Annotated in this window: 23 protein-coding genes and 1 pseudogene; 10 read left to right on the forward strand and 14 right to left on the reverse strand. The window is 71.1% G+C overall.

Translation table 11 applies throughout. From position 1 onward, the window contains the following. Nucleotides 1–146 precede the first annotated feature (146 nt). From OHS59_RS12005 to OHS59_RS12015, 3 genes are all read left to right on the forward strand, one after another. Entirely contained in the window at nucleotides 147–1,463 is a 1,317-nt protein-coding gene (locus OHS59_RS12005; RefSeq protein WP_328493395.1) for a Clp protease N-terminal domain-containing protein, read from the forward strand. 135 nt (nucleotides 1,464–1,598) lie between these two features. Further along, nucleotides 1,599–3,089: a sensor histidine kinase gene (locus OHS59_RS12010; RefSeq protein ID WP_328493396.1), complete on the forward strand. Its 1,491-nt coding sequence runs from the start codon at nucleotides 1,599–1,601 to the stop codon at nucleotides 3,087–3,089. Between the two features lie 4 nt (nucleotides 3,090–3,093). Next, nucleotides 3,094–3,747 (forward strand): response regulator transcription factor, encoded by a 654-nt coding sequence (locus tag OHS59_RS12015; RefSeq protein ID WP_328493397.1) that lies wholly within the window; start codon nucleotides 3,094–3,096, stop codon nucleotides 3,745–3,747. Between the two features lie 55 nt (nucleotides 3,748–3,802). On the opposite strand, the gene OHS59_RS12020 is transcribed toward OHS59_RS12015, so the two are convergent. After that, the gene (locus tag OHS59_RS12020) at nucleotides 3,803–4,723 is read right to left on the reverse strand and encodes an LLM class F420-dependent oxidoreductase (protein ID WP_328493398.1); all 921 of its coding nucleotides are present in this window, start codon (nucleotides 4,721–4,723) and stop codon (nucleotides 3,803–3,805) included. A gap of 209 nt (nucleotides 4,724–4,932) precedes the next feature. Between OHS59_RS12020 and OHS59_RS12025 the strand changes: the two genes are divergently transcribed. After that, on the forward strand, nucleotides 4,933–5,094 hold the full coding sequence (locus OHS59_RS12025) for a hypothetical protein (protein WP_328493399.1): 162 nt from the start codon (nucleotides 4,933–4,935) through the stop codon (nucleotides 5,092–5,094). Between the two features lie 179 nt (nucleotides 5,095–5,273). Here OHS59_RS12025 and OHS59_RS12030 read toward each other — a convergent pair whose 3' ends face one another. The 4 genes from OHS59_RS12030 to OHS59_RS12045 form a co-directional block, all read right to left on the reverse strand. Then, nucleotides 5,274–5,735: a DUF6099 family protein gene (locus OHS59_RS12030; protein WP_328493400.1), complete on the reverse strand. Its 462-nt coding sequence runs from the start codon at nucleotides 5,733–5,735 to the stop codon at nucleotides 5,274–5,276. A gap of 335 nt (nucleotides 5,736–6,070) precedes the next feature. After that, nucleotides 6,071–6,397, reverse strand: coding sequence for a nucleotide pyrophosphohydrolase (locus OHS59_RS12035; protein ID WP_328493401.1), 327 nt, complete (start codon nucleotides 6,395–6,397; stop codon nucleotides 6,071–6,073). Further along, the gene (locus tag OHS59_RS12040) at nucleotides 6,394–7,683 is read right to left on the reverse strand and encodes an ATP-binding protein (protein WP_328493402.1); all 1,290 of its coding nucleotides are present in this window, start codon (nucleotides 7,681–7,683) and stop codon (nucleotides 6,394–6,396) included. Before OHS59_RS12040 ends, OHS59_RS12035 begins: the two co-directional genes overlap by 4 nt. Before the next feature lie 140 nt (nucleotides 7,684–7,823). After that, nucleotides 7,824–8,213, reverse strand: a complete 390-nt coding sequence (locus OHS59_RS12045) for a cell division protein SepF (protein ID WP_328493403.1) — start codon at nucleotides 8,211–8,213, stop codon at nucleotides 7,824–7,826. Between the two features lie 336 nt (nucleotides 8,214–8,549). Between OHS59_RS12045 and OHS59_RS12050 the strand changes: the two genes are divergently transcribed. The 3 genes from OHS59_RS12050 (at nucleotide 8,550) to katG (ending at nucleotide 15,508) form a co-directional block, all read left to right on the forward strand. After that, nucleotides 8,550–12,566, forward strand: coding sequence for a molybdopterin-dependent oxidoreductase (locus OHS59_RS12050; RefSeq protein ID WP_443061625.1), 4,017 nt, complete (start codon nucleotides 8,550–8,552; stop codon nucleotides 12,564–12,566). 231 nt (nucleotides 12,567–12,797) lie between these two features. Then, a complete protein-coding gene (locus OHS59_RS12055; RefSeq protein ID WP_328493405.1) occupies nucleotides 12,798–13,244 on the forward strand; it encodes a Fur family transcriptional regulator in 447 nt (148 codons plus the stop codon). Between the two features lie 32 nt (nucleotides 13,245–13,276). Then, on the forward strand, nucleotides 13,277–15,508 hold the full coding sequence (katG, locus tag OHS59_RS12060; protein ID WP_328493406.1) for a catalase/peroxidase HPI: 2,232 nt from the start codon (nucleotides 13,277–13,279) through the stop codon (nucleotides 15,506–15,508). A 103-nt stretch (nucleotides 15,509–15,611) separates the two neighbouring features. Here katG and OHS59_RS12065 read toward each other — a convergent pair whose 3' ends face one another. The 7 genes from OHS59_RS12065 to OHS59_RS12095 all read right to left on the reverse strand — a co-directional run bounded on the left by OHS59_RS12065 (nucleotide 15,612) and on the right by OHS59_RS12095 (nucleotide 21,819). Continuing rightward, nucleotides 15,612–15,956, reverse strand: coding sequence for a DUF3140 domain-containing protein (locus OHS59_RS12065; protein WP_328493407.1), 345 nt, complete (start codon nucleotides 15,954–15,956; stop codon nucleotides 15,612–15,614). Beyond that, the gene (locus OHS59_RS12070; RefSeq protein WP_328493408.1) at nucleotides 15,953–16,192 is read right to left on the reverse strand and encodes a DUF2945 domain-containing protein; all 240 of its coding nucleotides are present in this window, start codon (nucleotides 16,190–16,192) and stop codon (nucleotides 15,953–15,955) included. The genes OHS59_RS12065 and OHS59_RS12070 overlap by 4 nt, the downstream gene beginning before the upstream one ends. A 94-nt stretch (nucleotides 16,193–16,286) precedes the next feature. Further along, nucleotides 16,287–17,300, reverse strand: a complete 1,014-nt coding sequence (locus OHS59_RS12075; protein ID WP_328493409.1) for a DNA topoisomerase IB — start codon at nucleotides 17,298–17,300, stop codon at nucleotides 16,287–16,289. A 72-nt stretch (nucleotides 17,301–17,372) separates the two neighbouring features. Next, nucleotides 17,373–18,545: a spore photoproduct lyase family protein gene (locus OHS59_RS12080; protein ID WP_328493410.1), complete on the reverse strand. Its 1,173-nt coding sequence runs from the start codon at nucleotides 18,543–18,545 to the stop codon at nucleotides 17,373–17,375. A 38-nt stretch (nucleotides 18,546–18,583) separates the two neighbouring features. Then, nucleotides 18,584–20,158 carry a cryptochrome/photolyase family protein gene (locus OHS59_RS12085; RefSeq protein WP_328493411.1) on the reverse strand — a complete coding sequence of 525 codons (1,575 nt, stop codon included), beginning with the start codon at nucleotides 20,156–20,158 and terminating at the stop codon, nucleotides 18,584–18,586. Between the two features lie 178 nt (nucleotides 20,159–20,336). Continuing rightward, nucleotides 20,337–21,083 (reverse strand): GAF and ANTAR domain-containing protein, encoded by a 747-nt coding sequence (locus OHS59_RS12090; RefSeq protein ID WP_328493412.1) that lies wholly within the window; start codon nucleotides 21,081–21,083, stop codon nucleotides 20,337–20,339. Between the two features lie 64 nt (nucleotides 21,084–21,147). Next, nucleotides 21,148–21,819, reverse strand: a complete 672-nt coding sequence (locus tag OHS59_RS12095; protein ID WP_328493413.1) for an ANTAR domain-containing protein — start codon at nucleotides 21,817–21,819, stop codon at nucleotides 21,148–21,150. Between the two features lie 237 nt (nucleotides 21,820–22,056). Between OHS59_RS12095 and OHS59_RS12100 the strand changes: the two genes are divergently transcribed. After that, the gene (locus OHS59_RS12100; protein ID WP_328493414.1) at nucleotides 22,057–23,589 is read left to right on the forward strand and encodes an FAD-dependent oxidoreductase; all 1,533 of its coding nucleotides are present in this window, start codon (nucleotides 22,057–22,059) and stop codon (nucleotides 23,587–23,589) included. A gap of 53 nt (nucleotides 23,590–23,642) precedes the next feature. Here the strand turns inward: OHS59_RS12100 and OHS59_RS12105 are convergent. Beyond that, a pseudogene (locus OHS59_RS12105) lies at nucleotides 23,643–24,194 on the reverse strand (hypothetical protein); the annotation flags it as partial. A 344-nt stretch (nucleotides 24,195–24,538) separates the two neighbouring features. Here OHS59_RS12105 and OHS59_RS12110 point away from each other — a divergent pair. Together OHS59_RS12110 and OHS59_RS12115 are read left to right on the forward strand one after the other, a co-directional pair. Next, nucleotides 24,539–24,865: a plasmid stabilization protein gene (locus OHS59_RS12110; RefSeq protein ID WP_328493415.1), complete on the forward strand. Its 327-nt coding sequence runs from the start codon at nucleotides 24,539–24,541 to the stop codon at nucleotides 24,863–24,865. Nucleotides 24,866–25,019: 154 nt separating this feature from the next. Continuing rightward, nucleotides 25,020–25,421, forward strand: a complete 402-nt coding sequence (locus tag OHS59_RS12115; RefSeq protein ID WP_328493416.1) for an ANTAR domain-containing protein — start codon at nucleotides 25,020–25,022, stop codon at nucleotides 25,419–25,421. 141 nt (nucleotides 25,422–25,562) lie between these two features. Here OHS59_RS12115 and OHS59_RS12120 read toward each other — a convergent pair whose 3' ends face one another. Further along, nucleotides 25,563–26,990 carry a non-reducing end alpha-L-arabinofuranosidase family hydrolase gene (locus OHS59_RS12120; protein WP_328493417.1) on the reverse strand — a complete coding sequence of 476 codons (1,428 nt, stop codon included), beginning with the start codon at nucleotides 26,988–26,990 and terminating at the stop codon, nucleotides 25,563–25,565. Between the last annotated feature and the right edge of the window lie 9 nt (nucleotides 26,991–26,999).

The raw sequence follows: 26,999 nt of genomic DNA on the forward strand, positions 1-26,999 counted from the left end.
CTTGCCCAGGTTCCTTTCCCTGGCCGTTCGGACCGCGGGGTTGGACAGTCGGCCGACGCGGTGCTCGGGGGTGCGCGCCTAGCGTCGTTCGCACCAGAGACCACGGAGGGCCACCGCAGGCCACCGCATCCCGAGGGGACCATTCGATGGATCAGCGAACGACGACCGGGGCGACCACGGAACTGGAGCCCGACGTCATGGACCTGCTCGTGGAAGCACTGCGTGGCGCGGTCAGGCGCGAGGCGACGGCCGTGGGTACCGAGACCGTGCTGGCCGCGCTCGTCATGGGGGACACGGACGCCGGGGCGGCGATCGCCCCGGGCATGCGCCGGGCCGGTGCGCTCAGCGGGCTGATCTCCGGCCGGGCGGGCCATGGTTGGGCGAGCGACGACGACACGAGCGGCGACGCGCCCTTCGCCGACGCGGCCTATCTCGACGCGGTCTCTTTCGACTCGACCGAGGCCGACGCGGCCGAATCCGACGCGGCCGAGGTCGACACCGCCTGGCGCGAGGCGCGGTGGCGTCTCGGACTCGGCTCGCGCGCATCCGCCCCGCGCGGCGACCGGGCGCCGGTGGTGCCCGCGATGAGCGGGGCGCTGCGTACCTGTCTGCTGCTCGCGATCGAGGCGGCCCGCGCCGAGGGGACGATCTCGGTGCGCTGCCGGCACGTGGCGCGGGCCCTGGTGGACCTGCCCGGCGGGCGGGCCCGTGAGGCGCTGCTGCTGCGGGGCCTGGACCCGGCCGACGCGGCGACGGCGCTCGACGCGCTGCGCTCCGACGACCCGGCGCGGAGCGAGGGACCGGAGTCCCGCGGCGTCACCCTGCTCCGCCGGGCCGGGACTCTGGGCAAGTCCGGCAACCCCTTGAGCCGCGCGTTCACGTCATGGACCGCGGGAGCCGCCCAGAACGGCTCGCCGGTCCTGTTCGCGGTGTCCGTCGAGGCCGTACGGCAGGCGGTACGGTGCGGGCGCGCCGCGGCCGAACCCGTGGATCTCCTGCTGGGTGTACTGGCCCTGGACCGGGCCCTGTCCGTCGCCGGACGGTCGCTTCCCGGGGACCTCGCGGCGGCCAACTCCGCCGCGGCCCTGCTGCGCCGTCACGGGGTGCGGCAGGCTCCGCTGACCCTCGCGGCGATCGCCTCCGATCCGGCGCCGGATGTGGATGCAGCTGATATCGCCGATGCCACCGACGTTCGGCTCTCCGCCGCCTCCCACAAGGTGATGGCGGTCGCCCAGCTCACCGCGGCCGAGCACCGCTCCCCCACGGTGGGTACGGTCCACCTGCTGGCCGCACTCCTCGACGAACCCTCGGCGAAGGCGAAGGCGGAGGCCGGGGTCGGAGCCGGGGCCGAGAGCGAGGGCGAGGGCGAGGGCACGGTCGTACGGCTGCTGCGGGCGGGCGGTCGGGTGGACACCGCGGCCCTGCGGGCGGAGCTGCGACTGCGACTGCGTCCAGGCGCGTGACAGCCGTGACAGCAGCGTTCGGGCGCGTGACAGCAGCATCCGGGCGCATGACGGCAGCGTTCGGGATCCGGAGTGGGAGCGAGGCAGGAGCAGGGCAGGGGTGGGGCAGGAGTGGGGGCAGGAGCAGGAGTGATCATGAGTCAGGTGTCCGACGTGTCTCGGCGGATACGGCACGCGGCGGCCCGGAGCCGGGCCGCCGTGCGTACCGTTCCGCGCCGTACGGTCCTCGCCGAGGCGCTGCTGTGCGTCCTCACCGCCGCCCTAGGGCTGATACCGCTGCTGCTGGTGCCGCCGGACCGGCCCGTCCTGGCGGTGCTCGAAGCTCTGTGGGCGACGCTGATCGTCGCCGCGCGGCGGGGCCGGCCGGTCGCCGCGGTCCTGTGCGTGTCCGTGCTGCTGGTGGGTCACAACATATGGACGCTGGCGCCGGTGGCTCTGATCATGCTGTCCGCCACCCGGCGTATCGCTCCGACGCGGCGCGCGTGGCAGGTCGCCTGGACGGCGTGCGCCGTCGTGGGCGTGCTGACCGTCGTCCGGGCGATCCCCCGGTGGGAGGACCTGGCGGAGGAACTGGCGGGCAGCGCGGTCAACTCGGTGCTGCTCCTCCTGCTCCCCGCCCTCGCCGGGACCCTGCTGGGGCGGCGCCGACTCCTGGTGAACCTGCTGCGGGAACGCAACGCCTATCTGGAACAGGCCCGTTCGCTGAGCGCCTCGGCCGCCCGGCTGGAGGAACGCAACCGGATCGCGGGTGAGATGCACGATCTCCTGGGACACCGGCTGAGCCTGATCTCGATGCACGCCGGGGCACTGGAACTCGCCGCCGCGCGCCAGTCGCCTCCCCTCTCCGGGCAGGCGGAGCTGCTGCGCACGACCGCCGGCACGGCCATGGAGGAACTGCGCGAGATCCTCGGAGTGCTGCGCCACGCGGACATGACGGACGTGGCGGACCGGGCGAACAGGGCGGACGGGTCCGGGAGCGAGCGGGGTACGCGGGAGGACGTCACGGCTCTGGTGGCGGAGTCCCGGCGGACGGGCGGCGACTTCGAACTCGACTGGTCCGTGCCCGACTCGGCGGTGCTGGGCGACCGCACCCGCCAGGCCATCCACCGGGTGGTCCGCGAAGGACTGACGAACGTCCTGAAACACGCGTCCGGCGCGCCCGCCCGGGTGGAGGTCAGGAACGCGGGCGGCGGGATCGAGGTGTCCGTCACCAACGGCGTGCCGCGTACGGAGGACCCTTCCCGGGGCGGAACCCGCAGTGGGCTGGCCGGTCTTCAGGAGCGGATCTCGTTGCTCGGCGGCGGGTTCGAGGCGGGTCCCCTGACGAACGGCGGTTTCCGCGTGGCGGCCTGGCTGCCGCCCCAGTCCGGCGGAGGCGTGCCCGCGGGGCCCGCGCCCGCAGGGCCCGCAGGGCCCGCGACCACACAAGCGGCACAAGCCGCACAGACAGCGCAGACAGCGCAGACAGCGCAACCTTCGCAGGACTGGAGCCGGTCGCCGCTTCCGGGCTCGGACGAGGTCCTGACCTGGCCGCGCGTCCTCGGAGCGGGCTGCGCGGCGGTGCTCGTGGTCCTGCCGACCGTGGGCTTCCTCTTGTTCCTGCTGATGACAGCGACCCTAAGATGAGCCGATGATCCGAGTTCTGGTCGCCGACGACGAGGCGCTGATGCGTGCCGGAATCCGGCTGATCCTGGAGAACGCCGAGGACATCGAGGTGGTGGCCGAGGCGGGCGACGGCCTGGAAGCCGTCGCGGCGTGCCGCGCCCAGGACATCGATGTGGCCCTGCTCGACCTCCGGATGCCGGGCACGGACGGGATCGCGGCCGCCGAGGACATCGCCCGGCTCTCGCCCCGCACCTGCACAGTGATGCTGACGGCGTTCGGCGAGGAGGCGAGCGTGACGCGTGCCCTGCGGGCCGGGGCGAGCGGCTTCCTCCTCAAGGACACCGGCCCCGCCGAGCTGATCCGCGCCGTGCGGCTCGCCGCCGACGGTGAACCGGTCCTGGCGCCCCGCATCACCCGCCGGCTGCTGGAACGGCAGATACGGTCCGGCCGCGACACCGAGGCCGCCCTGCGCAGGACCGATGAACTGACCCCGGCCGAACGGGATGTGCTGCGGTTGCTGGGCACCGGTCTGTCCAACACGGAGATCGCCGCCCGGCTGTATCTGAGCGCCGGCACTGTCAAGGCGCACATCAGCAGGATCCTGACCCGCACCGGGTGCGCCAACCGCGTACAGGCCGCTGTGCTGGCGCACGACGCGGGTCTGCTCGCCGAGCGTTGACGATGCGGGGCCCCGCCGGGGAGCGGACGGACGGGCACAGGCGGGGCACTGTCGCTCAGAGCTGGGACTGGACCTGGGAGGAGATGAGGTCCAGGTGGTCCAGATCGTCGAGGTCCAGGATCTGGAGGTAGATCCGCTGGGAACCGATCTCCGCGAAACGGCCGATCCTGTCGACGACCTCGGCCGGGGAACCCGCCAGGCCGTTGGCCTTCAGCTCGTCCACCTCACGGCCGATCGCCGCCGCCCGGCGGGCCACCTCGGCGTCGTCCTTGCCCACACAGGCGACGAGCGCGTTGGAGTAGACGAGGTCGGTGCCCTTGCGGCCGGCCTGCTCCGCGGCGGCCCGCACCCGGCCGAACTGCCGCTCACTGTCGTCGACGGACGCGAAAGGCATGTTGAACTCATCCGCGTACCGGCCCGCGAGACGAGGTGTACGGGACGCCCCGTGGCCGCCGATGAGCACCGGCACCCTGGACTGCGCGGGCTTGGGCAGCGCGGGCGAGTCGGTGAGCTGGTAGTAGGTGCCGTCGTAGGTGAAGGTCTCGCCGGCCTTGGTCTCCCACAGCCCGGTGACGATCGCCAGCTGCTCCTCCAGGCGGGCGAACTTCTCCTTCGGGAACGGGATGCCGTACGCCTTGTGCTCCTCCTCGAACCAGCCTGCGCCCAGGCCCAGTTCGACCCGGCCGCCGGACATCTGGTCGACCTGGGCGACCTGGATCGCCAGGACGCCGGGCAGGCGGAAGGTACCGGCGGTCATCAGTGTGCCGAGGCGGATCCGCTTGGTCTCGCGGGCGAGTCCGGCGAGGGTGATCCAGGCGTCCGTCGGGCCGGGGAGGCCGTCCACGGACCCCATGCGCAGATAGTGGTCCGAGCGGAAGAAGGCATCGAAGCCGAGGTCCTCGGTGGCCTTCGCCACGGCGAGCAGGGTGTCGTAGGTCGCCCCTTGCTGGGGCTCGGTGAAGATTCGAAGATCCATGCCTCCATCCTGCACGGTCGGACACCGTCGGGCGCCATCGGTACCGCCGGTGGCCCGTGTCCCCGGTCGGGTGAAATCCGTCAACCTCGCGCACGGCGCGGGTCCGCGGCAGTGACCCGCCTGTGCGGTGATCGTTGGCTCGGGCGGACCCGGACCGGCCGGCGTCCGCCGCTCCCCGGCGCGGGAGGGTGTAGGCCGAGGAGGCCGTCATGTCCCAGGAAACTGTTCCCTCGTCGCAGCCGAAGGGTTTGCTGCAGCAGATGGAGGAGTTGATGGCGGCGCTCAACGCGGACCTGTCACAACTCGACGCCGACCTCCAGCAGTCCGGCCCCCACCAGCCGGCCCCGACCGACCCGTCCGACCGCCCCTGATTCCCCTCGCCCCCGCCGCCCCTACCCGTCCCTGCCTCGGGGGCCGGCGGCCGAGGACCTTCCAGCCCGTCCGGCGTTTGAGGACGAGCGCGCAGCGCGATACGGGGGCGAGGGGCGCAGCCCCATGCAGTGACGATGGGGGAGGGTAGGGGCGGCGGGGGCGAAAAACACCCCGCCCCCTACCCCGCCGCCGCCCCCTGATCCCGCACCGCGAGTCTTCGCAACATCTCCAGCACCCGGTCCCGCGACTCGTCCGCCGCGTCGATGGCCTCCATGCACTGCCAGTACGTCGCCTCGTCCGCAGCCGCGCAGGCTATGCCGACGAGGACGATCCCGACCTCACCGAGCAACCCCCCGAGTTCGAGAAGCGCCCCCCGGGCGTCACCGAGCTCGGTCAGCTGCGCGGCCCGTAAGTCGCTGACATCGAGCGCCGGAGCGTCCAGCACCCCGCACCCCCGGCCGGCCAGCTCCGTCAACCCCAGTGCCTCGCCCCGTAGTTCGGGAGGTCCGGACACGGCCAGGCGACTGCCTATCGCCTGGGCGAGGGCCGAGGCCTGCCAGGCCTCCGCCATGGTCTCGGAGGCGTCGCCGCTCTGCATCAGGGCACACCTGCTCGCGCCGATGAGCCGCACCGCATCCATGCGCTGTCCCCGTCTGTCCCGACGTGTTGTGCACACGCCTACCCGAACTCCGCCTGCCACTACCCAGAGTGAGGTGCCTCGGGACGAAAAGCCAGAGGAAGTCTGAAATCTGCGGACACGGAATCGAATTCTGATAGATCGACAACTCCGGAGAGTGACAATCGGAACTGTTGGTTCGTTTTCCCTTGCGCAGTCGGGGAGTTGGGCACAGTTGGTGAAGTTGGCAGAGCCAGGCAGATGACGGCGGCCGGACGGCCGCAGCCGGATCGCGGCAATCGGATGACGACAGCCGCGATCCGGCTGCGGCCGGGCGACGGCAGCCGGCCGCGATCAAGTCACTCCCCCACCGGGAACCTCCGCTCGTTCCGGTCGATCTTCGCGTCGAGCGCGGCCAGGGCGTCGACCCCGAGCACCTCGCACAACTGGAGCAAGTACGCGAGCACGTCCGCGATCTCGTCCGCCACGCGTGGCGCCTTCTCCGGGTCGTCCATCACCCGGGCCGACTCCTCGGGCGTCAACCACTGGAAGATCTCGACGAGTTCGGACGCCTCCACGCTGAGCGCGGCGACGAGGTTCTTGGGCGTGTGATAGGGCTGCCAGTTCCGCGCCTCGGCGAACGCGGTCAGCCGGCGCTGCAGTGTCGACACATCAAGTTCGGTCACGGTTCAAGGTCTACCACCGTCACCCCACCCACCCCCGCCGCCCAGGACGCGTCGCTCACGGCCCCCACCAGCCGGATGTGCCCGCGCTCGCACATCCGGGCCGCCAGCCGTACGAGCCCTTCCCGTTGCCGTGCGTCCAGATCGCGGTCGAAACCGTCGACGAGCACGGTGAGCGTCTGCAGCGCCGCGGGCACCTCCCCCGCCAGGTCGACCTCCAGCACGCCGGGCCCGGTGAGCAGCACCAGGGCCAGCGCGAGATACCGCAACTCCCCGTTCCCCAGCCGCCCGAGCGGTGTCCGCAGACCGTCCCCCCGGTCCAGCAGCGCCCGGACGGTGGCGTCCGACCCACCGCTCGCGATCTCCGCCAGGACGTCGCGCACCGGGCCCGCACAGCCCGCCCGTACCGCGTCGACCAGCAGCCCGTGCCGCCGCCCGCACTCGGAGCGCGTACGCCACAGCACTTCGGCGAGGTTGTCGCAGCCACGCAGCAGCCGGCCCGCGCCGAGCGGCACGTCGGTGCGCATGGAGCGGGGCAGCGGGTCGCAGACGAAGACCGAGCGCAGGGCGACCACCATCTGCTCGGCGGCGGCGAGGACTCGGCGCTGGCCGTCCGTCCGGCCCGCGACCCGCAGTGGCAGGAGCGCGGTGCCGAGCCGGTCGTCGGGCAGCGGCGCCCTCGTCACCGCGGACGAGCCCGCGGTGTGCCAGGCCGCCTGCACCGCCCTGCGGCTCGGGTCCCGCAGAGCCGTCTCCAGCAGGGTGAGCCCGCCGGCGGTCAACCGCTCGCCCGCGATGCGCAGTTCGGGCTCGGCCTGCACGGCCACGTCGAGCCGTACGGGGCCCTCGGGGCCGTCCGCCGTACAGCCGATACGGAACCCGCGGCGCCGCTGGGCGTCGGGCCGGGCCCGCTCGGGCACACAGGCGGCCGGGTCCGGGAACACCTCGGCCAGTTCGGCTCCGCCGCCGAGCCGGGCCAGTGCCTCGTACGCGTGCAGGGCGCTCGATTTTCCACTGCCGCTGGGCCCGGAGAAGAGGCTGAGGGGGCCCAGCGGGAATCCGGCGCCGCGGTGGGCGGCGAACGCGGACAGCCTCAGTTCGGTGACGCTCGGCCGGTCCGGACGAAACGGGTGCGCCTCCGCTTGGGGCTCGCGGGAGTCCGCGGCTCCGTCGCGGCCGGCCGCGTCGCGCCCCGCGCCCCTGATGAGCCACGACGAACCCGGCCCCGTCAGGGGCGCGGGGAACGGCGTGATCTTTTCGCCCTCAGGAGGGCGGGGAGACACGGTCATATCCGGACGGTAGGACTCCGCCGCGAGGCCGAACCGTTTCGTCCGCGGACCTTCCTACGATCGGGGGATCCGGTCCCAGCGGTTGCCGGTAAGGCCCACGCCGAGAACGTCCGCGCCAAAAACCGTCCGCGCCGGGAACGTCACACGCCGGGGATCCCGGCCCCCTGCATCAGTCCCGCGACCTCGGTCCCCGGCGGCGTCAGCAGGAAGACGTTCTTGTCGACCCGGTGCATCCCGCTCGCGAGGCCGAAGACCACTCCCGTACTGAAGTCGAGTACGCGCTTGGCGACGTCCGTCTCGGCGCTGGTGAGGTCCAGGAGGACCGGGATACCGGCCATCAGGGTCTCGGCGACCTCGCGGGCGTCCGCGAAGATGTTGATCCGCAGCACCACGAAGCGGCGCCGCGTCTCTGTCTCCGCGTCGGGGAGCGCCCGATGGCCCACCGCCGACGGCCAGGCGTCGCGGCCGCGCAGAGGAACTACCTGGGCGAGCCCTTCCCACTGTTCATCGGTGACGTCGTGGCTGTTCACCGGCTCCCCCCGCCCTGTCGTGCCCTGAATCGTGCTGATTGCCCGCAGCGTCGTGCTGGTTGGCTGCAGCGGCCATTGTTGCGCATGGTCACCCGTTCGGCCCAATGCGACACGGTCCGCAGCCGACAGACCGTAACGATTCGGGGCCCTCACACCGGGCCTGCCAGCACTGTGTGACGGGTGTAACCCCTCATGATCGCGCCACGTGACACAGGCGTAACGGGCAATTCGTACAGTCGGAGCCCCGTGAAAGCCGGAGAAAGGCAGCGTGTGAGCACGACCTCCCCCACGTCCCAGGTTCGCACGGTCTGCTCGTACTGCGGCGTCGGCTGCGGCATGGTCCTCGACATCGGGATGGGCCCCGACGGGCGGCGTACGGTCCTGAAGGCGTCCGGGGACAAGGCGCACCCGGCGAACCGCGGGCGGCTGTGCACCAAGGGGGCGACCACCGCGGACATGCTGGCGGCTCCCGGACGGCTCTCCACCGCGCTCGTACGGACGGACCGCGGGACCGAGCCGGAACCGGCGCCCGTGGCCGCGGCGATCGCCGAGACCGCGCGGCGGCTGCGCGCGGTCGTCGACGAGCACGGCCCCGACGCCTTCGCCTTCTACGTCTCGGGGCAGATGAGCCTGGAGGCCCAGTACCTGGCGAACAAGCTGGCCAAGGGCTTCGTGCGGACGAACCAGATCGAGTCGAACTCCCGGCTGTGCATGGCGAGCGCGGGCGCCGGCTACAAGCTGTCACTGGGGGCCGACGGGCCGCCCGGCTCGTACCAGGACTTCGAGAAGGCGGACGTCTTCCTCGTCATCGGCTCCAACATGGCCGACTGCCATCCGATCCTGTTCCTGCGGATGATGGACCGGGTGAGGTCGGCGGGCGCGAAGGTGATCGTCGTCGACCCGCGGCGCACCGCCACCGCCGACAAGGCCGATCTGTACCTGCGGATCAAGCCGGGTACGGATCTCGCCCTGCTGAACGGGCTGTTGTACCTGCTGCACGAGAACGGGCACACGGACCCCGGCTTCATCGCGGACCGCACGGAGGGCTGGGACGCCATGCCCGGCTTCCTCGCCGACTACCCGCCCGCCGCCGTCGCAGAGCTCACCGGCATCCCGGAGGACGACATCCGTGCGGCCGCGCGGCTGATCGGCGAGGCCGGCGAGTGGATGAGCCTGTGGACCATGGGCCTCAACCAGTCCACGCACGGCACCTGGAACACGAACGCCCTGGTCAACCTGCATCTCGCGACCGGCGCGATCTGCCGTCCGGGGTCCGGGCCCTTCTCCCTCACCGGGCAGCCCAACGCCATGGGCGGCCGCGAGATGGGTTACATGGGTCCCGGTCTGCCCGGACAGCGGTCCGTGCTCGTCGACGACGAGCGTGCCTTCGTCGAGGAACTGTGGGAGCTGCCGCCCGACACCCTCCGGGCCGACGGGGCCGGGAAGGGCACCGTCGAGATGTTCCGGAGGATGGCCGACGGCGAGATCAAGGCCTGCTGGATCATCTGCACCAACCCCGTCGCCTCGATGGCCAACCGCCGGACCGTCATCGAAGGCCTCGAAGCGGCCGAATTCGTCGTCACGCAGGACGTGTTCGCCGAGACCGAGACCAACGCGTACGCCGATGTCGTGCTCCCCGCCGCGATGTGGACCGAGACCGAGGGCGTCCTCGTCAACAGCGAGCGCAACCTCACGCTCGCCCGGCCCGCCGTCGACCCGCCCGGCGAGGCACTCGCGGACTGGCGGCTCATCGCGCGCGTGGCCTGCGAGATGGGATACGAGAAGGGGTTCTCGTACGAGAGCGCGGAGGAGGTCTTCGAGGAGATCAAGCGCGCCTGGAACCCGAAGACCGGGTGGGACCTGCGGGGTGTCACGTACGAGCGGCTGCGGGGCACGTCCGTGCAGTGGCCGGCCGCGGACGAGGAGGGGCCCGACCGGAACCCGATCCGGTACGTGGAGTCGGGCGGCCCCGTTTTCCCCACGGCGAGCGGGCGGGCCGTGTTCCATGCCCGGCCGCACATGCCGGCCGCCGAACTGCCCGACGACGACTTCCCGTTCGTGCTGAACACCGGTCGGCTCCAGCACCAGTGGCACACCCTGACCAAGACGGGGCGGGTGGCCAAGCTCAACAAGCTCGATCCCGGGCCGTTCGTGGAGGTGCACCCCAAGGACGCGGCCGTGCTCGGTGTGAGTGACGGGGACCGCGTCGAGGTCGCCTCGCGGCGGGGGCGGGCCGTGCTGCCCGCGGTCGTGACGGACCGGGTGCAAGTGGGGTGTCTGTTCGCGCCGTTCCACTGGAACGACCTGTTCGGGGAGTATCTGAGCGTCAATGCCGTCACCAGTGACGCCGTTGATCCTGTGTCTTTTCAGCCGGAGCTGAAGGTGTGTGCGGTGGCTGTGACTCGGGTTTCCTCCCCGCTGGGGGCGCTGCCCCCAGACCCCCGCTCCTCAAACGCCGGAAGGGCTGAGAGTACGGCGGCCGGAGGGGCTGCGATCATCGGTGCCGCCGGGAGCGTCTTCGGGCTGGAGCCGAGTGCTCCGCCCGTCCTCTCCTCCTGCGAGCGTCAGTACCTCACAGGCTTTCTCGCCGGGCTTCCCGCCGGTGCTGCCGGTGTGCCCGTGCTTCCGCCGGACGCGCCCTTCGACCCGGATCACGCGCTCTGGGTGAACGGTGTGCTCGCCGGAATGTACTCGCGAGCGGCGGACACCCCGCGGGCCATCACCCCCGCCACCCCCCTCCGCGAAGTCGTCGTCCTGTGGGCCTCGCAGACCGGCAACGCCGAGGAGTTCGCGTTCGTGGCCGCCGAGAAGCTCACCGCCACCGGCCACAAGGCCACGCTCGTCGGCATGGACGACGCCGACCCGCGCGCGCTGCCGCCGGGCGCGGATCTGCTGCTCATCACCAGTACGTTCGGCGACGGGGACGCGCCCGACAACGGCTCGGGTTTCTGGGCCGCCCTGGACCTGCCCGAGCCGCCCCGCATGGACGGCGTGCGCTATGCGGTGCTGGCCCTCGGCGACTCCTCGTACGACGACTTCTGCGGGCACGGCCGCCGGCTCGACCAGCGGCTGGACGAGCTGGGCGGGGTCCGGCTCGCTCCGCGTACGGACTGCGAGCCGGACTACGAGCCGTCCGCTCAGGCCTGGCTCGACCAGGTGGTCAGCGCGCTCGCACCCGGTCAGGAGCCCACCGGGGCACCCGTTGCCGCACCGGCCCCCGCCCCGTCGGGAAAGCCCGCCGCCGTCACCGCGCGGCTCGTCGGGAACCGGCTGCTCAGCCTGCCCGGCGCGGGCAAGGAGGTTCGCCGGTTCACCTTCGACACCCGGGGCGGCGACACCCCGCTGACGTACGAGGCCGGGGACGCGCTCGGGGTCCGGCCGCTCAACTCGCCCGCACTGGTGGCCGAATGGCTGGAGGTGGCCGGGCTCGACGCCTCAACCGCCTTGGAGATCGGCGGAGTTGGCCACACGTCCGTCGCCGACGCTCTCGGACGGCATCTCGACATCACCAGGATCTCCCCCGACCTGTTGCGCTTCGTCTCCGAACGCACCGGTGACAACCGGGAGTTGAAGAGGCTGCTGCGTCCTGACAACAAGGACGGTCTCGCCAAGTGGAGTTGGGGGCGGCAGGCCGTCGACGTGCTCGCCGAGCACCCCGTGCGGGCGAGTGCCCAGGAGTGGGCCGGAGTCCTGAAGCGCCTCCGGCCCCGCCTGTACTCCATATCGTCCAGCCCGCTCACCGACCCCCACCTCGTGTCACTGACGGTCTCCGTCGTGCGGTACGAGAACCTCGGCGGACGGGCCCGCGGCGGTGTCTGCTCACCGTTCCTCGCCGACGCCGAACCGGGCACGCCGGTACCGGTGTTCGTACAGCGCTCCCCGCATTTCAGGCCCCCGGCGGATCCGGCGACGCCCATGGTGATGGTCGGGCCCGGCACCGGGGTCGCGCCCTTCGTCGGCTTCCTGGAGGAGCGGCGGGCCCTCGGCCACCGGGCGCGGAACTGGCTGTTCTTCGGCGAGCAGCACCGGGCGACCGACTTCTACTACGAGGAGGAGCTCGGCGGCTTCCTGGCCGACGGCACCCTCACCCGGCTGGACACCGCGTTCTCCCGCGACCAGCGCGCCAAGGTCTACGTCCAGGACCGGCTGCGCGAGCACGGGCCGGAACTGTGGTCGTGGCTCCAGGACGGCGCGCGCTTCTACGTCTGCGGCGACGCCTCCCGTATGGCGAAGGACGTCGACCGGGCCCTGCGGGACATCGCGGTCACCCACGGCGGGCTGAGCGAGGCCGAGGCCGCCGCCTACGTCAAGCAGCTCGCGTCGGACAAGCGGTACGTCCGCGACGTCTACTGAGCCCGGCCCGTACCGCGCCCTTCAGGAGCGCGGGAACCGCGCGGCCGGCCCCCACCGGGCCCGCAGAGCGAATCGCCGCCCCTACCGAGCCACGGCCCTTGCGGGACAAGGCCACTACTGACCTGCGCCGATACACCCACCGGACGGTGAACGGCACACCAGGCCCACGCACCTAAACCTGTACCGTTCATTTACTTGAACTGTTCGTGTTTATGTCAGTAGGTTGGGTCCATGACCGCATCCAGGACTCCGACCACCGCCGAGGAGCTGCGCGGTGCCGGCCTGCGAGTGACGGCCGCCCGTGTCGCGCTGCTCGAAACCGTCCGGGACGGTGATCATCTCGGTGTCGAGGCGATCGCCACCGAGGTACGGGCCCGCGTGGGCCACATCTCACTTCAAGCCGTGTACGAGGCGCTGCACGCGCTGACCACGGCGAAACTCGTCCGGCGCATAGAACCGCCCGGCAGTCCGGCTCTTTTCGAGGGACGCGTCGGGGACAACCACCACCACCTCGTGTGCCGGTCGTGCGGAGTCGTGGCCGATGTCGACTGTGCGACCGGTCACGCTCCCTGCCTCACCGCGTCGCAGGACCACGGCTTCTCGGTCGACGAGGCCGAGGTCATCTACTGGGGCCTGTGCCCCTCCTGTGCCACCGCTTCCACCACCCTCAGTTCCTGAGCATGCGAACCACCCGTTCGGAAGGATTTCCCATGACCGAGAACCATGACGCGATCGTCACGGACCCTGAGCCGCAGGAGTCGGGCGGCTGCCCGGTCGCCCACGGTCGCGCCCCGCACCCGACCCAGGGCGGAGACAACCGTCAGTGGTGGCCCGAGCGCCTCAACCTGAAGATCCTTGCCAAGAACCCCGCCGTCTCCAACCCCCTCGGTGAGGAGTTCGACTACGCGGAAGCGTTCCAGAGCCTCGACCTTCCCGCGGTCAAACGTGACATCGCCGAGGTACTGACGACCTCGCAGGACTGGTGGCCCGCCGACTTCGGCAACTACGGGCCGCTCATGATCCGTATGGCCTGGCACAGCGCGGGCACGTACCGCATCAGTGACGGACGCGGTGGCGGCGGCGCCGGCCAGCAGCGTTTCGCGCCGCTGAACAGCTGGCCGGACAACGTCAACCTCGACAAGGCCCGCCGTCTGCTGTGGCCCGTCAAGAAGAAGTACGGCCAGAACCTGTCCTGGGCCGACCTGATGATCCTCACCGGCAATGTCGCCCTGGAGACGATGGGCTTCGAGACCTTCGGCTTCGCCGGTGGCCGCGCCGACGTGTGGGAGCCCGACGAGGACGTCTACTGGGGTCCCGAGACCACCTGGCTCGCCGACGAGCGCTACACGGGCGACCGTGAGCTGGAGAACCCGCTCGGCGCCGTCCAGATGGGCCTCATCTACGTCAACCCCGAGGGCCCGAACGGCAACCCGGACCCGCTGGCCTCGGCCCGCGACATCCGTGAGACGTTCCGCCGGATGGCGATGAACGACGAGGAGACTGTCGCCCTGATCGCGGGCGGTCACACCTTCGGCAAGACCCACGGCGCGGGCCCCTCGGAGAGCGTCGGCGACGACCCCGAGGCCGCCTCGTTCGAGGAGCAGGGCCTGGGCTGGAAGAGCAGCTACGGCACCGGCAAGGGCGGCGACACCATCACCAGTGGCCTTGAGGTCACCTGGACGAGCACGCCCACCCAGTGGAGCAACGGCTTCTTCAAGAACCTGTTCGAGTACGAGTGGGAGCTGACGCAGAGCCCCGCGGGTGCCAACCAGTGGGTGGCGAAGGACGGCGCCGGCGCGGGCACGATCCCGGACGCCCACGACTCGTCGAAGAGCCACGCCCCGAAGATGCTGACGGCCGACCTCGCGCTCCGGTTCGACCCGGCGTACGAGCAGATCTCGCGCCGCTTCTACGAGAACCCCGACCAGTTCGCGGACGCCTTCGCCCGCGCCTGGTACAAGCTCACCCACCGTGACCTGGGCCCGAAGTCCCTCTACCTCGGCCCGGAGGTCCCGGAGGAGACCCTGCTGTGGCAGGACCCGGTCCCGGCGGTCACGCACGAGCTGGTCGACGCGGCGGACATCGCCGAGCTCAAGAGCCAGATCCTCGCCTCGGGCCTCACGGTCTCCGAGCTGGTGTCCACCGCGTGGGCGTCCGCCTCCACCTTCCGTGGCAGCGACAAGCGCGGCGGCGCCAACGGCGCGCGTATCCGTCTGCAGCCGCAGAGCAGCTGGGAGGTCAACAACCCCGACCAGCTGGCCTCGGTGCTGCGCACCCTCGAAGGCGTCCAGGAGTCGTTCAACTCCGCGCGGACGGGCGGCAAGCAGATCTCGCTCGCCGACCTGATCGTGCTCGCCGGTGCGGCGGGCGTCGAGAAGGCCGCCAAGGACGGCGGCGTCGACATCGAGGTGCCCTTCACGCCGGGCCGCACCGACGCGTCGCAGGAGCAGACGGACGTCGAGTCGTTCGCCGCGCTGGAGCCGACCGCCGACGGGTTCCGCAACTACCTCGGCAAGGGCAACCGCCTGCCGGCCGAGTTCCTGCTGCTCGACAAGGCGAACCTGCTCAAGCTGAGCGCCCCCGAGCTGACCGTCCTCGTCGGCGGCCTGCGTGTCCTGGGCGCCAACCACGGCCAGTCCTCGCACGGCGTCTTCACGGACACCCCCGGGACCCTGACGAACGACTTCTTCGTCAACCTCCTGGACCTGGGCACGACGTGGAGCTCGACCTCCGCCGACCAGACGGCCTTCGAGGGCCGGGACGCCTCCACCGGCGAGGTCAAGTGGACCGGCACCCGCGCCGACCTGGTCTTCGGCTCGAACTCCGAGCTGCGCGCGCTCGCCGAGGTCTACGCGAGCGACGACGCGAAGGAGAAGTTCGTGAAGGACTTCGTCGCGGCCTGGGTCAAGGTCTCGAACGCGGACCGCTTCGACCTGGTCTGATCCCCCGGTTCGCCGAGGGTTGAGGGCAAGCCGATGCCCGGGCCGGTCCACCTGGACCGGCCCGGGCATCGTCGTCCCACGACCCCTGCGGCTACGTCGGCGCCTACGACTTGGGGTCGTGGCCCCAGTTCATCAGCGAGTGGCGCCACCGAGTGTTCGTGACATCACCGGAAGGGCGCTGCTTGAGGTGGCGGTGCACATAGCCGACGACCTTGCGCATATGGGCGACGTCGTCGTCCGTCAGGTCGGCCTTCTTCTTCTCCAGCAGGCGGACGATACGGCGCCCGGAGGCGTGCCCCACGCTCTCGCCGTCGCCGTCCGACTGGCCCACGCTCTTCGAGTCGTCCGTGTCCAGCCACTTCTCAAGGGCGCCGGGCGTCATGTTGACGGCCTCGCCGAAATCCTTGACCGTGTCCGCCCGATCCGTGTCGGTCCTGCCGCCACTCATGAACCGCTGCTCCTCTTGCGCAGCGACCCGGGCTTGTGGACGGCGTTGCGGCCGGACTTGTCGCTCTCGACCTCGTACTGTGGTTCGTCCTTCGAGGCGTCGACGGTGCGGCCCGCCACCTCGGCGCGGCCCGTGATCTTCTTCTTCACCTTGCCGGGGACGGTCTGCCCATGGCTGCTCCAGGCGACCTTGTCACCCTTGCCGAGCTTCTTGTCCTTGTCCTTGTCCTTCGCCACGATCCACACGCTCCCTCTGCTTCGGCCCCCGCAACGGACGACCTTCCCCACTGTCCGGTCCCTCGTGGCACAGCGCACTTCGGCGGCGCGGCGCCTAACGGCTGAGCAGCCGAAGGACCGCCTCCTCCACCGGCTGTGTGGCCAGCGCGCCCGCCACCGGTACGGAGCCCAGGGACGCGAGAGCGGGGGCGATCGTCCTTCCCTCGTCGAAGAGTTCGAACAGGCGCGGGTTGATGTAGGAGGCCCGGCAGACCGACGGTGTGTTGCCCAGGTAGCCGGCGACCTCGCTGACCGCCCGTGCGGAGGCCCGCCTCCTGGCGCTCGGCGAGGTGCCCGCCACGTCGGCCGACACGGCGAGCGCGACCGCCGCGAGCACCGTGGCGTGCCAGGTCCGGAAGTCCTTGCTGGTGATGTCGAGGCCCGCGAGACCGCGGAGGTGCGCGTTCAGGTCACCGGCGTCGATCGGGTGCCAGCGGCGCGACTCCCAGTACGCGAAGAGGTGATCGTCGTCGTCGCCGCGGCGGAGCAGCGCCCGGACGGCCGTGTAGGCCTGGGCGTCGACGATCTCGCGGCAGTAGCGGCGGCCGCTCTTGGCCGCGTAGTCGAAGCCGACCGCGCCCCGGCTGCAGGTGACCTGGTGGCGCCGCACGGTGATCAGCCCGTAGGACTCGTTGGTCTTCGCGTACCGGTCGTCCCCGACGCGGAAGAAGCCGAGGTCGAGCAGGCGGACACCGAGCGAGAGAACCCTCTCCCGGCTCAGGCCCTGGCCTTCGAGACCCTTGCCGACCTGCCGTCTCACCTCGGGCAGGGCCGCGCCCACCTCCAGGATCCGCGTGTGCTTGGCCGCTTCCTGCCGCTCCCGGAACAGAGGGTGGTAGAGGTACTGGCGTCGGCCGGCCTCGTCCGTGCCGACCGCCTGGATGTGGCCGTTCGGATACGGCGAGATCCACACGTCCTGCCAGGCCGGCGGGATGACGAGATCACGTACGCGCCGCGTCTCCGGGCCGGCGGGCAGGGCCCGGCCCTTGGTGTCGAGGTAGCGGAAACCGCCGCCGTGCCGGCGCCGGCCGTAACCGGGGCCCGTGAGGTCACTCGTCCGGAACCGCATCGCGCTGCTCCCTCTGTCACCAGGAACCGCCTGAACCACCTGAACCACCTGAACCGCTGATCCGCATCTTCCTTAGAAGGCGTACCTGATCCGCAGCCACGGCGCATGCGCTGCCAGCAGTTCCCGCAGTCGAGTCAGGGCCCGCTGCTTGGTCTCCAGGGCGTAGCGGACGTTGAGGGCCCCGTTCTGGGAGCGCTTGGTCTCCTGGATCTCCGGCTGCCACAGCACGTCCTCGGCACGGGGGTGCCAGCCGAGGTTGACCTCGTGGAGCGACTGGTTGTGGGTCAGCATGATGATCTCCGCCGCGGCCTGCTCCTTCACGCGGGCGGGCAGGACGTCGTCGAGGTGCGTGAGCAGGTCGGCCCAGTCCCGCTGCCACCCCGGGCGCAGCACGACGGGCGAGAGGTTGAAGTGGACCTCGTACCCGGCGTCGAGGAAGTCCGCGGCCGCCGCGATCCGCTCGGGAACGGGGCTGGTGCGGATGTCGAGGAGCCGGGCGTCCTCGGGCGGCATGACGGAGAAGCGCACGCGGGTACGCCCCTGCGGGTCGAGGGCGAGCAGGTCGGGGTTGACGAACTTGGTCGCGAAGGAGGCCTTCGCCGTCGGCAGGGTGCGGAACGCGGCGACGAGATCCGCGGTGTTGTCGCAGACCAGGGCGTCGACGGAGCAGTCACCGTTCTCACCGATGTCGTAGACCCAGGCCTCGGGGTCGCACTGGTTGGGTTCCGGTTTGGGGCCCTGGACCCGTACGTGACGCCGTACGTGCGCCACGATCGCCTCGATGTTGGTGAACAGGGTGATGGGGTTGGCGAACCCCTTGCGGCGGGGGACGTAGCAGTAGGCGCAGGCCATCGCGCAGCCGTTGGAGGGGCCGGGGGCGATCCAGTCGGCCGATCTGCCGTTGGGGCGTGTGGTGAGGCTGTGCTTGACGCCGAGTACGAGCGTGTCGGTCTTGATGCGGACCCACCGGGCGATGTTGCCGTCGTTGCCGTGCAGGGAGGGGATGCGCCAGTGCCCTTCGACCTCGGTCACCCGCACACCCGGCAGTCCGGCCATGATCTGCTGCCCGCGCGGGGAGTCGAGGGCGGCCGGTTCGGCGTACACCTCCCGCACGTCGAGCATCCTGCGCGCCTGGGGGCTGTCCCGGAACGCCCCGTGCCCGGTGTTCGCCGGCCGCGCGGGTTCCGGCGCCGTGTCCGACCATTCGAAAAGCGCTTGCTGCTCGGGCTGCTGCTCGGACTCCACGTGCTGTTCCTCTCCGGGCGGGGGCGGGCCGTGGGCGCTCAGTCCCTGCGGTCGCGCTCCTGCTCCAGCAGCTCTTCGAGATCGGCGAGGCGGTCCAGCCCCCGCACAGCCTGCGTCATCCGCGGGTTGTGTTCGAACCGGTCGCGGTGGCGGTGCAGGAGGTTCCAGTACCCGGCGGTGAAGGGGCAGGCGTCCTCGCCCACCCGTACGGACGGCTTGTAGCGGCAGCCGCCGCAGAAGTCGCTCATCCGGTTGATGTACGCGCCCCCGGACGTGTACGGCTTGGTGGTCATGCGGCCCCCGTCCGCGTACTGCGACATGCCGACCACGTTCGGGACCATCACCCAGTCGTAGCCGTCGACGAAGGAGCGGTGGAACCAGTCGGTGACGGCCCGGGGCTCCCACCCCCGCTGCAGGGCGAGGCTGCCCAGGATCATCAGGCGGGGGATGTGGTGCGTCCAGCCGGTCGTCCTGACCTGTCGCAGGACGTGGCTGAGGCAGTTGGCGTCCGTCCCACCGGTCCCGTCGGTCCCACCGGTCCCGTCCGTCGCATCCGGGGACAGGTCGGTGAACCAGTCGGGCAGCGGCTCGTGGTGGCCCAGGACGTTGCTCTCCCGGTACCGCGTGCCGAAGCGCCAGTAGACGTGCCAGACGTACTCGCGCCAGCCGGCGATCTGCCGTACGAACCCCTCGGCGCTGTTGAGCGGCACGTCGCCCGACCGCCAGCGTGCCTCCGCGCGCTCGGCGCATTCGGCGGGGTCCAGCAGGCCGAGGTTGAGCGAGGAGGAGAGCAGGCTGTGGCTCATCGTCGCGTCCCCGGCGAGCACCGCGTCCTCGTACGCGCCGAAGGTCGCGAGCCGGTGTTCGACGAAGCGGTCGAGCGCGGCCAGTGCCTCCCGGCGGGTGGCGGGGAACCCGCGTGGTCCGTCCTCGCCGACGAACTCGACGTCCCCGTCACGCGACCACCGGTCGAGGTCGGCCCGCACCTCGTCGTCGATCTCGCTCTCGCGGGGGTGGTACGGGGCCGGGACGCCCAGGTCGGCGGCGCCGCGCGGCGGGGGCTGCCGGTTGTCGTGGTCCAGGTTCCACCGGCCGCCGGCCGGCCGGTCGCCGTCCATCAGCAGGTCGTGTGTCTGACGGACCCAGCGGTAGAAGTCCTCCTGGCGGAGGTGTTTCGTGCCGCGGCCGTCCGCCCAGAGCTTGAACTCGTCGTGCGTCACGAGGAAACCGCGCGCCGGCAGGACACGTACGGAGGGCAGGGCGCGTACGAAGGCGAGGGCCGCGTGGGACGTCGGGTGGTGCACGGTCACCCGGCCGTCCCCCACCGCCTCGCGCAGCCCCTCGCGGTAGGTGTCCGCCTTGACGTACCGCACCCGGTCGCCCAGCCCGGCGGCCCGGTGGCGCATCGCCGACAGGATCAGGTGCGCCTTGGCGCGGTGGAACCGCCGTCGTCGCAGGACGCTGCGGGCCTCGATCATCAGCAGCGGCGCGTCCCGGCGCGGGCCGCCGCGCGCGGGATCGACGAAATGAGGGCCGAGCTGGTCACCGAAGAGCCAGTGGGGGGTACCGGGCTCCTCCCCGGCCGCGTTCTCGGTCACGTCGTTCTTGGTCATGCCGGGCGCTCCGTCGACGGGTCGTCGCCTCGTCGGCGCCCTGCGCGGCGCGACGCTTCCTCCGCAGATCAAAGCGCACGACGGCGCGGGCGGTACGCGGCACACGCCGGAGCGGCGTCACCAGGCCCCGCCCGACATCGCTCGATCACTCGCCGTACGTCGCTCGCCTTACCGGTCGTCACTCGGCGTCGGCCGCGCTCGTCCCGGGCAGCACGGCGGAGTTGTGAAGCGTGGAGCCGGTGTCGATGACGTCCCGGGCCACCTTGCTGAGCAGGAGCCGGCGCCGACGGGCGTGACGGCGCATGATCTCGAACGCCTCGTTGAGGCTGACGTCACGGCGGGCGGCAAGCAGTCCTTTCGCCTGTTCGATGATGATGCGGCTCTGCAGGGCGGTGTGGAGTTGTTCGTTGACGGTGTCCTGGCTCCGGATGGTGCGGGCGTGCAGCAGGCCGATGGTGGCGGCGTCGGCGAGGGTCTGGGCGAGGGCGATGTCGTCGGCGTCCAGTGGCCGGTCGGCGGAGCGCAGGAGCAGCAGACTGCCGATGGTCTCCTGGCGCAGCCGCATCGGCAGGGCGGTGGCACGGGAGTAGCCGGCCTGCCTCAGCTGCGCCGTGAACTCCGGCCAGCGGGCGGCCTCGTCGCCCGGACCGTTCGCGTCGACCGGCCGGGCGGTGCGGTGGGCGTCCGCGGCCGGGCCCTCGGCGCAGGCGATGTCCAGTACGCGCTGCAGGGTGGGGCCGGCGTCGCACGGGGCGGGGCTGTACAGCCGGGGCCCGTGCGCCAGGAAGACCGCGGCGTCCGTGACGTCCAGGAGTTCCTGGCAGCGGACGGTCATCTGCTGCAGGAAGCCGATGACGTCGAAGTCCTCCACCAACGTGTCGGCGAGTTCGACGAAGGTGCGAGCGATGTGTTGCTCCCTGCTCATGGGCAAGCTCCTTGTCCCTCACACCGGCTGTCCTCGGTGTGGTCGACCGGGTCCGGTGATGTCGTCACGGCAACTGCCGCTCGATGATGTCGCGGGCGGTGTCCGTCAGGGACCGGCCGGAGGTGTAGGCCTGGCTCCGCAGCCGGTCCAGGGCCTCGGCCAGCGACACGCCGAGTCGCGCGCTGAGGACGCCGGTGGCCTGGTGCACTTCGGCGCGGTGCAGATCGACCGTGCCCCGGTGGCCGGGGCCGTCGTCCGCGTTGTAGGCGGACGGCCAGTTCTGGAGCACCTGCTCGGCGAGCGCGTCGGCCACCAGCCAGCCCTCGGTCAGCTGCTGCCGGGTGAGCGGGCCGGGGGTTCTGCGGTAGCCGGTCATCGTCCCCGCCTGTACGGCGCCGATGTGCACGGGCCAGACGAACAGCGCCGCGATGTCGAGTTCCTCCGCCTCCGCGGCGAACTGCGGCCACTGCCGTGCCAGCAGTCGGCCGAGATCGGGCACCTGCCGTACCTCGGTCGCGTCCTCGATCAGCAGACCGGGACCCTGGCCCAGGACGAACTGCAGGTCCTCCAGGCGTGCACTGGTGTTGTCGCTGAACCACACGAGCTCCCGTCCTAGAGTGACCGCGATCCCGCCGAGCCCCAGGGCATGCGCGCAGGCGACCGCCCACTGCCGGCGCTCTTCCTCGTCCGCTGCTGGGCCCAGGCTGTCCAGCAGCCCCCTGACAGTGGCACCCATGTCGCCGCCCACCGCCTTCCTGACGCTTCCCGCACGGCGTCGGCCGCACGGTCCGAGCGTAGCGACAGTCATACGGTGCGTGACAGCCGGTAGCCCGATCGCGCCGACTGCCGACGGCACGGGGACGGGGCGGCCCGAAGGCACGGGGACGGGGCTTGCCCGACGGAGACAGGGCCGCTCGGGGGAAGAATCGTTCCCCTCGCGTCTCCTTTCGAGCGGTGGGGGAACCCGTGGTCCATGACCACGCGATCGGAACTGCCCGGCACGGCCGAGTCGTACTGGATGGCCACGGCGCCGGGACCCCGGTGGCCGGCCCTGGAGACCGACGCGACGGCGGACGTCGTCGTGATCGGGGCGGGCATGGCCGGCCTGTCCGTCGCCTGGGAGCTGACCCGGGCCGGACGCAGCGTCCTCGTACTGGAGGCGGACCGTGTCGCCTCCGGCGTGAGTGGCTACACGACGGCGAAGCTCACCGCGGCGCACTCGCTCGTGTACGAACGCCTGCGCCGCACCCGCGGGAAGGAAGGCGCACGCCGGTACGCGCACTCCCAGCAGGCCGCGGTGGAACGGGTCTCGTCCGTGGCGGCCGAACTCGGCGTCGACTGCGACTTCGAGCGCTCGTCGGCCCTGACCTTCACCGTCGATCCGGGACAACGGGCCAGGTTCGAGGCCGAGGCGGAGGCCGCCGCCGAAGCGGGGCTGGCCGCCGACCTCGTGACGGAGACGGACCTGCCGTTCCCCGTGGCCGCGGCGGTACGCGTCACGCACCAGGCGCGGTTCCACCCGCGCAAGTACCTGCTGGCCCTGGCCGACGACATCACCGCGCGAGGCGGTGTCATCCACGAACGGACCCGGGTGACCGGCCTCAGTGAGGGCAGTCCGTGCAGGCTGGCGACCGAACGGGGCACGACGATCACGGCGGACGACGTCGTCGTCGCCACGCACTACCCGGTATTCGACCGCGCCCTTCACTTCGCGCGCCTGTCACCGCGCCGCGAACTGGTCGTCGCCGCTCCCCTGCCCGCCTCGGCGGCACCGGAGCACATGTACATCACGGACGACCTGGGTAAACGGTCCGTACGCACCGCCCCGCTCGACGAGGGCCGGCGGCTGCTCATCGTCACCGGGGAGAGCTTCACTCCCGGTACGGGTGACAGCAACGAGCGCTTCCTGCGACTCGACGCGTGGATGCACGAGCACTTCCCGGTCGGCGACACGGCGTACCGGTGGGCGGCCCAGGACAACGACGTGAGCGACGGCGTGCCGCTGGTCGGCCCGTTCCATCCGGGCGCCCGCCATGTGTACGTGGCGACCGGCTTCGGCGGCTGGGGCATGAGCGGGGGCGCCATGGCCGGACAACTGCTGGCGTCGACGCTCACCGGCACGGAACCCGAGTGGGCGGGCCTGTACGACCCGCGTCGGCTGTGGAGCACCGTCCGGGAGGGCTCGGCCCTGCTGAAGCAGCAGGCGGAGGTGGCCAAGCACTTCGTGGGCGACCGGCTGAGGACCACCCATGTCGATTCCGTCGCCGAGATCACCCCTGGTTCGGGCGCGGTCGTACGGGTCGAGGGGCGGCGCTGTGCCGTCTACCGGGACGAGACCGGCGCGGCCCACGCCGTGTCGGCGCGCTGCACCCATCTCGGTTGTCTGGTCGCGTTCAACGAGGCGGAGACCGCGTGGGAGTGCCCGTGCCACGGTTCACGCTTCGGTATCGACGGGGAGGTCCTCCAGGGACCGGCGGTACGCCCGCTGCCGCCGCGGACGGTCTGAGCGCCTGAGTCCGGGCGCGGGCCCACCAGCCGGTCCGAGCCGGACTCCGTCCGTCAGTCCGCGCCGACGTCGTGCACGGACACCCGGATGCTGCCGGCGCTGCCGTCGGCGGCATCGGGGATGAGCATCCCCGCCTCGGCACCGGTCCGCAGGTACTCCACCACCGCCTGGTCGAGCATCTCGCCGGGGAGCGCCACGGGGATCCCGGGCGGGTAGGGCGTGAGCATCTCGGCGCAGATCCGCCCGACCGCCCGGTCGGCGGGAACCTGCGCGACCTCGCCGAAGAAGGCATCACGCGGCAGGGTCACCTGGCGCAACCGCAGACCGCCCGGGTCCGGGACGCGGATGTCGGGGGCGCGCGGCAATTCGTCGGCGTGGGAGACCAGATCGCGCAGGCCGTCGAGGAGCCGCTCCGTCGTCGTCTCGTCATCGGCCTGGGTGAGCTGGGCGTTGATCCGCCGGTGGAGGGTCGGGGCGGTGACCCGGTCGCCCTGCAGGTGGAACACCGAGCCCTGTTCGAGTCCGGAGCCCATCTTGTGGACCGACGTGACACAGACGTCGGCGCCGGCGTCCATGGCCCAGGTGGGCAGCTCCGGGTGGAAGGGCGAGAACATCTCGCACTGAGCGGGGTGTGTCGGGTCGTCGGCGGGCGGGGCGGGTCGGCGGTCGACACGAACGGTTTTCACGCGGGGACGGAGTGACCGCTGTCGACGAGTGCCCCTCACCGGGACAGCCGACACATGTACTGCGCCGTCCGGCGCCGGGTGCTGCTTACTCATCCGTTCGGTCGCGGTCCGCTCGCACACCCGGCGGAGCGCCACATCAGATGGGAAACGCGTACGCCAGGTGAGAAACGGACCGGGTGAGAAACAGACCGAGGGGTACGCGGACAGACGTCGAAACGCGGGCCCGGTCGAGTCGCCCGCCCTCAGTTCAGGAGGAGTTCGCCATGCCCCAGGGTTCCAACGCGAAGCGTGAGCGTCAGTACGAGCACATCAAGGAGAGCGCCGAGAAGCGCGGCACCTCCACGGGGCGGGCGAAGGAGATCGCGGCGCGCACCGTGAACAAGGAGAGGGCCCGCGCCGGCGAGTCGAAGACGGCGAGCAGGACATCCACCCAGGACAGGAAGTCCGCCCCGCAGCGCGGTGGTGAACGCTCCCACAGCGGCGCCCAGGGTCCGACGAGGGACCAGCTGTACGCGGAGGCGAAGAAGCGCGGCGTCGAAGGCCGTTCGTCGATGAACAAGCAGCAACTGGCCAAGGCTCTCGGCCGCTGAGGTTCACCAGACAGCTTTCCGGTCCAGGAGCCCGATCGCGGCGAACCGGTGTTTCAGGGCAGCGGTGATGCCCCTGTGCCGGTACGGGACAGGGGTGGGCCGATGTATCGATGTGCCGATGTATCGATGCGCAGCGGACGGGAAGGTTCCAGGCATGCGCCCTTCCCAGCGCCCCGGCCCCGGACGCGACCTCGTAGGACGACCCACGCGCGGGGCGCCGCACGAGATCGATCGTGAACTCGGCCGTGAGGAGGGCGGGTTGCCGACCGGGGAGCAACTGCTCGCGGAGACGGAGCAGCTCAAGCGGGCGCTGGAGCGGCGGCCGGTCATCGACATGGCACGCGGGGTGCTGATGGCGACCTGGTCGTGCACCGCGGAGGAGGGCTGGCGGATCCTGGTCTGGGTGTCCCAGCACTCCAACACCAAGGTGCACGACGTGGCGGAAGCCCTGCTCGCGACGACACGGAACGAGCCGATGCCCCCACACCTTGAGAAGCATCTGCCCGCGGCACTGGAGCAATGGCGGGCGCTACGGGCTTCCCTGTCGGACCGGTGAACCACCGGTGGCGTCGACGCGGTCGCCGTCGCCCACCCCACGAACCGCCCGTCCGCCTGTTCGCCGACGAACCGACGAACCGGCGAACAGACAACCCGGCGAACCGGCGAACCGCGTCACGGTCACCGTGGATCGGGAAAATCAGCGCTGCAGGGTGAGGACACCCGGCCGCCACGGCAGTCTGTTGTAGTCGCCGCCCGCCGTGGGGGACTTGCCCTGATAGAGGAACTGCAGGTTGCAGGGGTCGATGGTCATGGTCTGGTCGGGGTTGTCGCGGACCAGGTCACCGTGGCTGATGTCGTTGGTCCAGGTGGCACCGCTGTTGGCCTTGCCCGCGAAGGGGTTGCTCTCACCGGCGGCCTGCGGGGTCCACGAGCCGCTCAGGCTGGAGGCCGTGAAGGAACGGAAGTAGCGCCCGTTCGCGCCCATCGCCTCGACGATCATGAGGTACTGGTTCTGACCCTGGACCTTGTAGACCTGTACGCCCTCGAACAGGTTGGCCTTCGTGTCGCTCATGATCGTCGTGTACGACGAGCCGAAGCTGCCCGGGAAGTTTCCGACGGGCATGCTCGCCCGGTAGATCTTGCCGTTGTCACCGGCGAAGAACAGGTACATGTTCTGGCCGTCGGCGATCAGGGTCTGGTCGATCGGGCCGGTGTCGGACCCGGAGATGCTTCCGGTGAACAGCGGCTGCGGAGCGGACCAGCCGTTGGGGTTGGTGGGGTCGCTCGACGTGCGGTAGATGAAGGGCCACGCACCCCACTGGTACGCCAGCACCCAGATGTTCTTGGGCGCGAAGTAGAACAATGTGGGCGCCACCGCGGCCTGACCCATCCCGGACTGGCCGGCCGACGCCATGTCCGACCAGTTCGTGAAGGGACTGAACATCATCGAGCCGTACGACGCAGATCCCGACACGTTCGACGCGTAGACCAGGTGCTTGCCGTTGTGCGTCACGGTGGTGAAGTCCTTCACCGCGAGCCACCCGTTCGCCGGCTGCGCCAGCACACCCGTCGATGTCCACCGGTACGTCGACGGAAGGGAACACGAGCCGTCCGTCGGCGGGGTCGACGCCGGTCCGGCCCACTTCTGGTTGCTGCCGCCGTTGCACGTCCACAGCTGTACCGCCGTGCCGTTGGCCGTACCGGCGCCCGCCGCCTCCAGGCACAGCCCGGACTCCACACCGACGACCGTGCCGTCGGAGTTCACCCGCCACTGCTGGTTCGCGCCGCCGGAACAGGTCCAGAGCTGCACCCAGGTACCGGCCGTGGTGGCGTGGCCCGGAACATCCAGGCACGTGTTGCCGTACACGGTCAGCTGGTTGGCGTCCGTCAACGTCCACCGCTGGTTGGCCCCGTCCCAGCAGTCATAGAGCTGCACGTATGTGCCGTTGGTCTGGCTCGCGCCCGGCACATCGAGACACCGGTTCGAACCAACTCCGCGCAAGGCGCCACTGGTGGCCGCCTGAGCCGGGCCGGCGACGAGCATCGCCGCCAACGCGGCCAGGACCGTCACCGCGGCGGCGAGCACCCCGGACGGATGCCTGAGGCTGAATCTTCCTCTGCGCATGGGAATTTC

Source organism: Streptomyces sp. NBC_00414, from assembly GCF_036038375.1.
GTDB lineage: Bacteria > Actinomycetota > Actinomycetes > Streptomycetales > Streptomycetaceae > Streptomyces.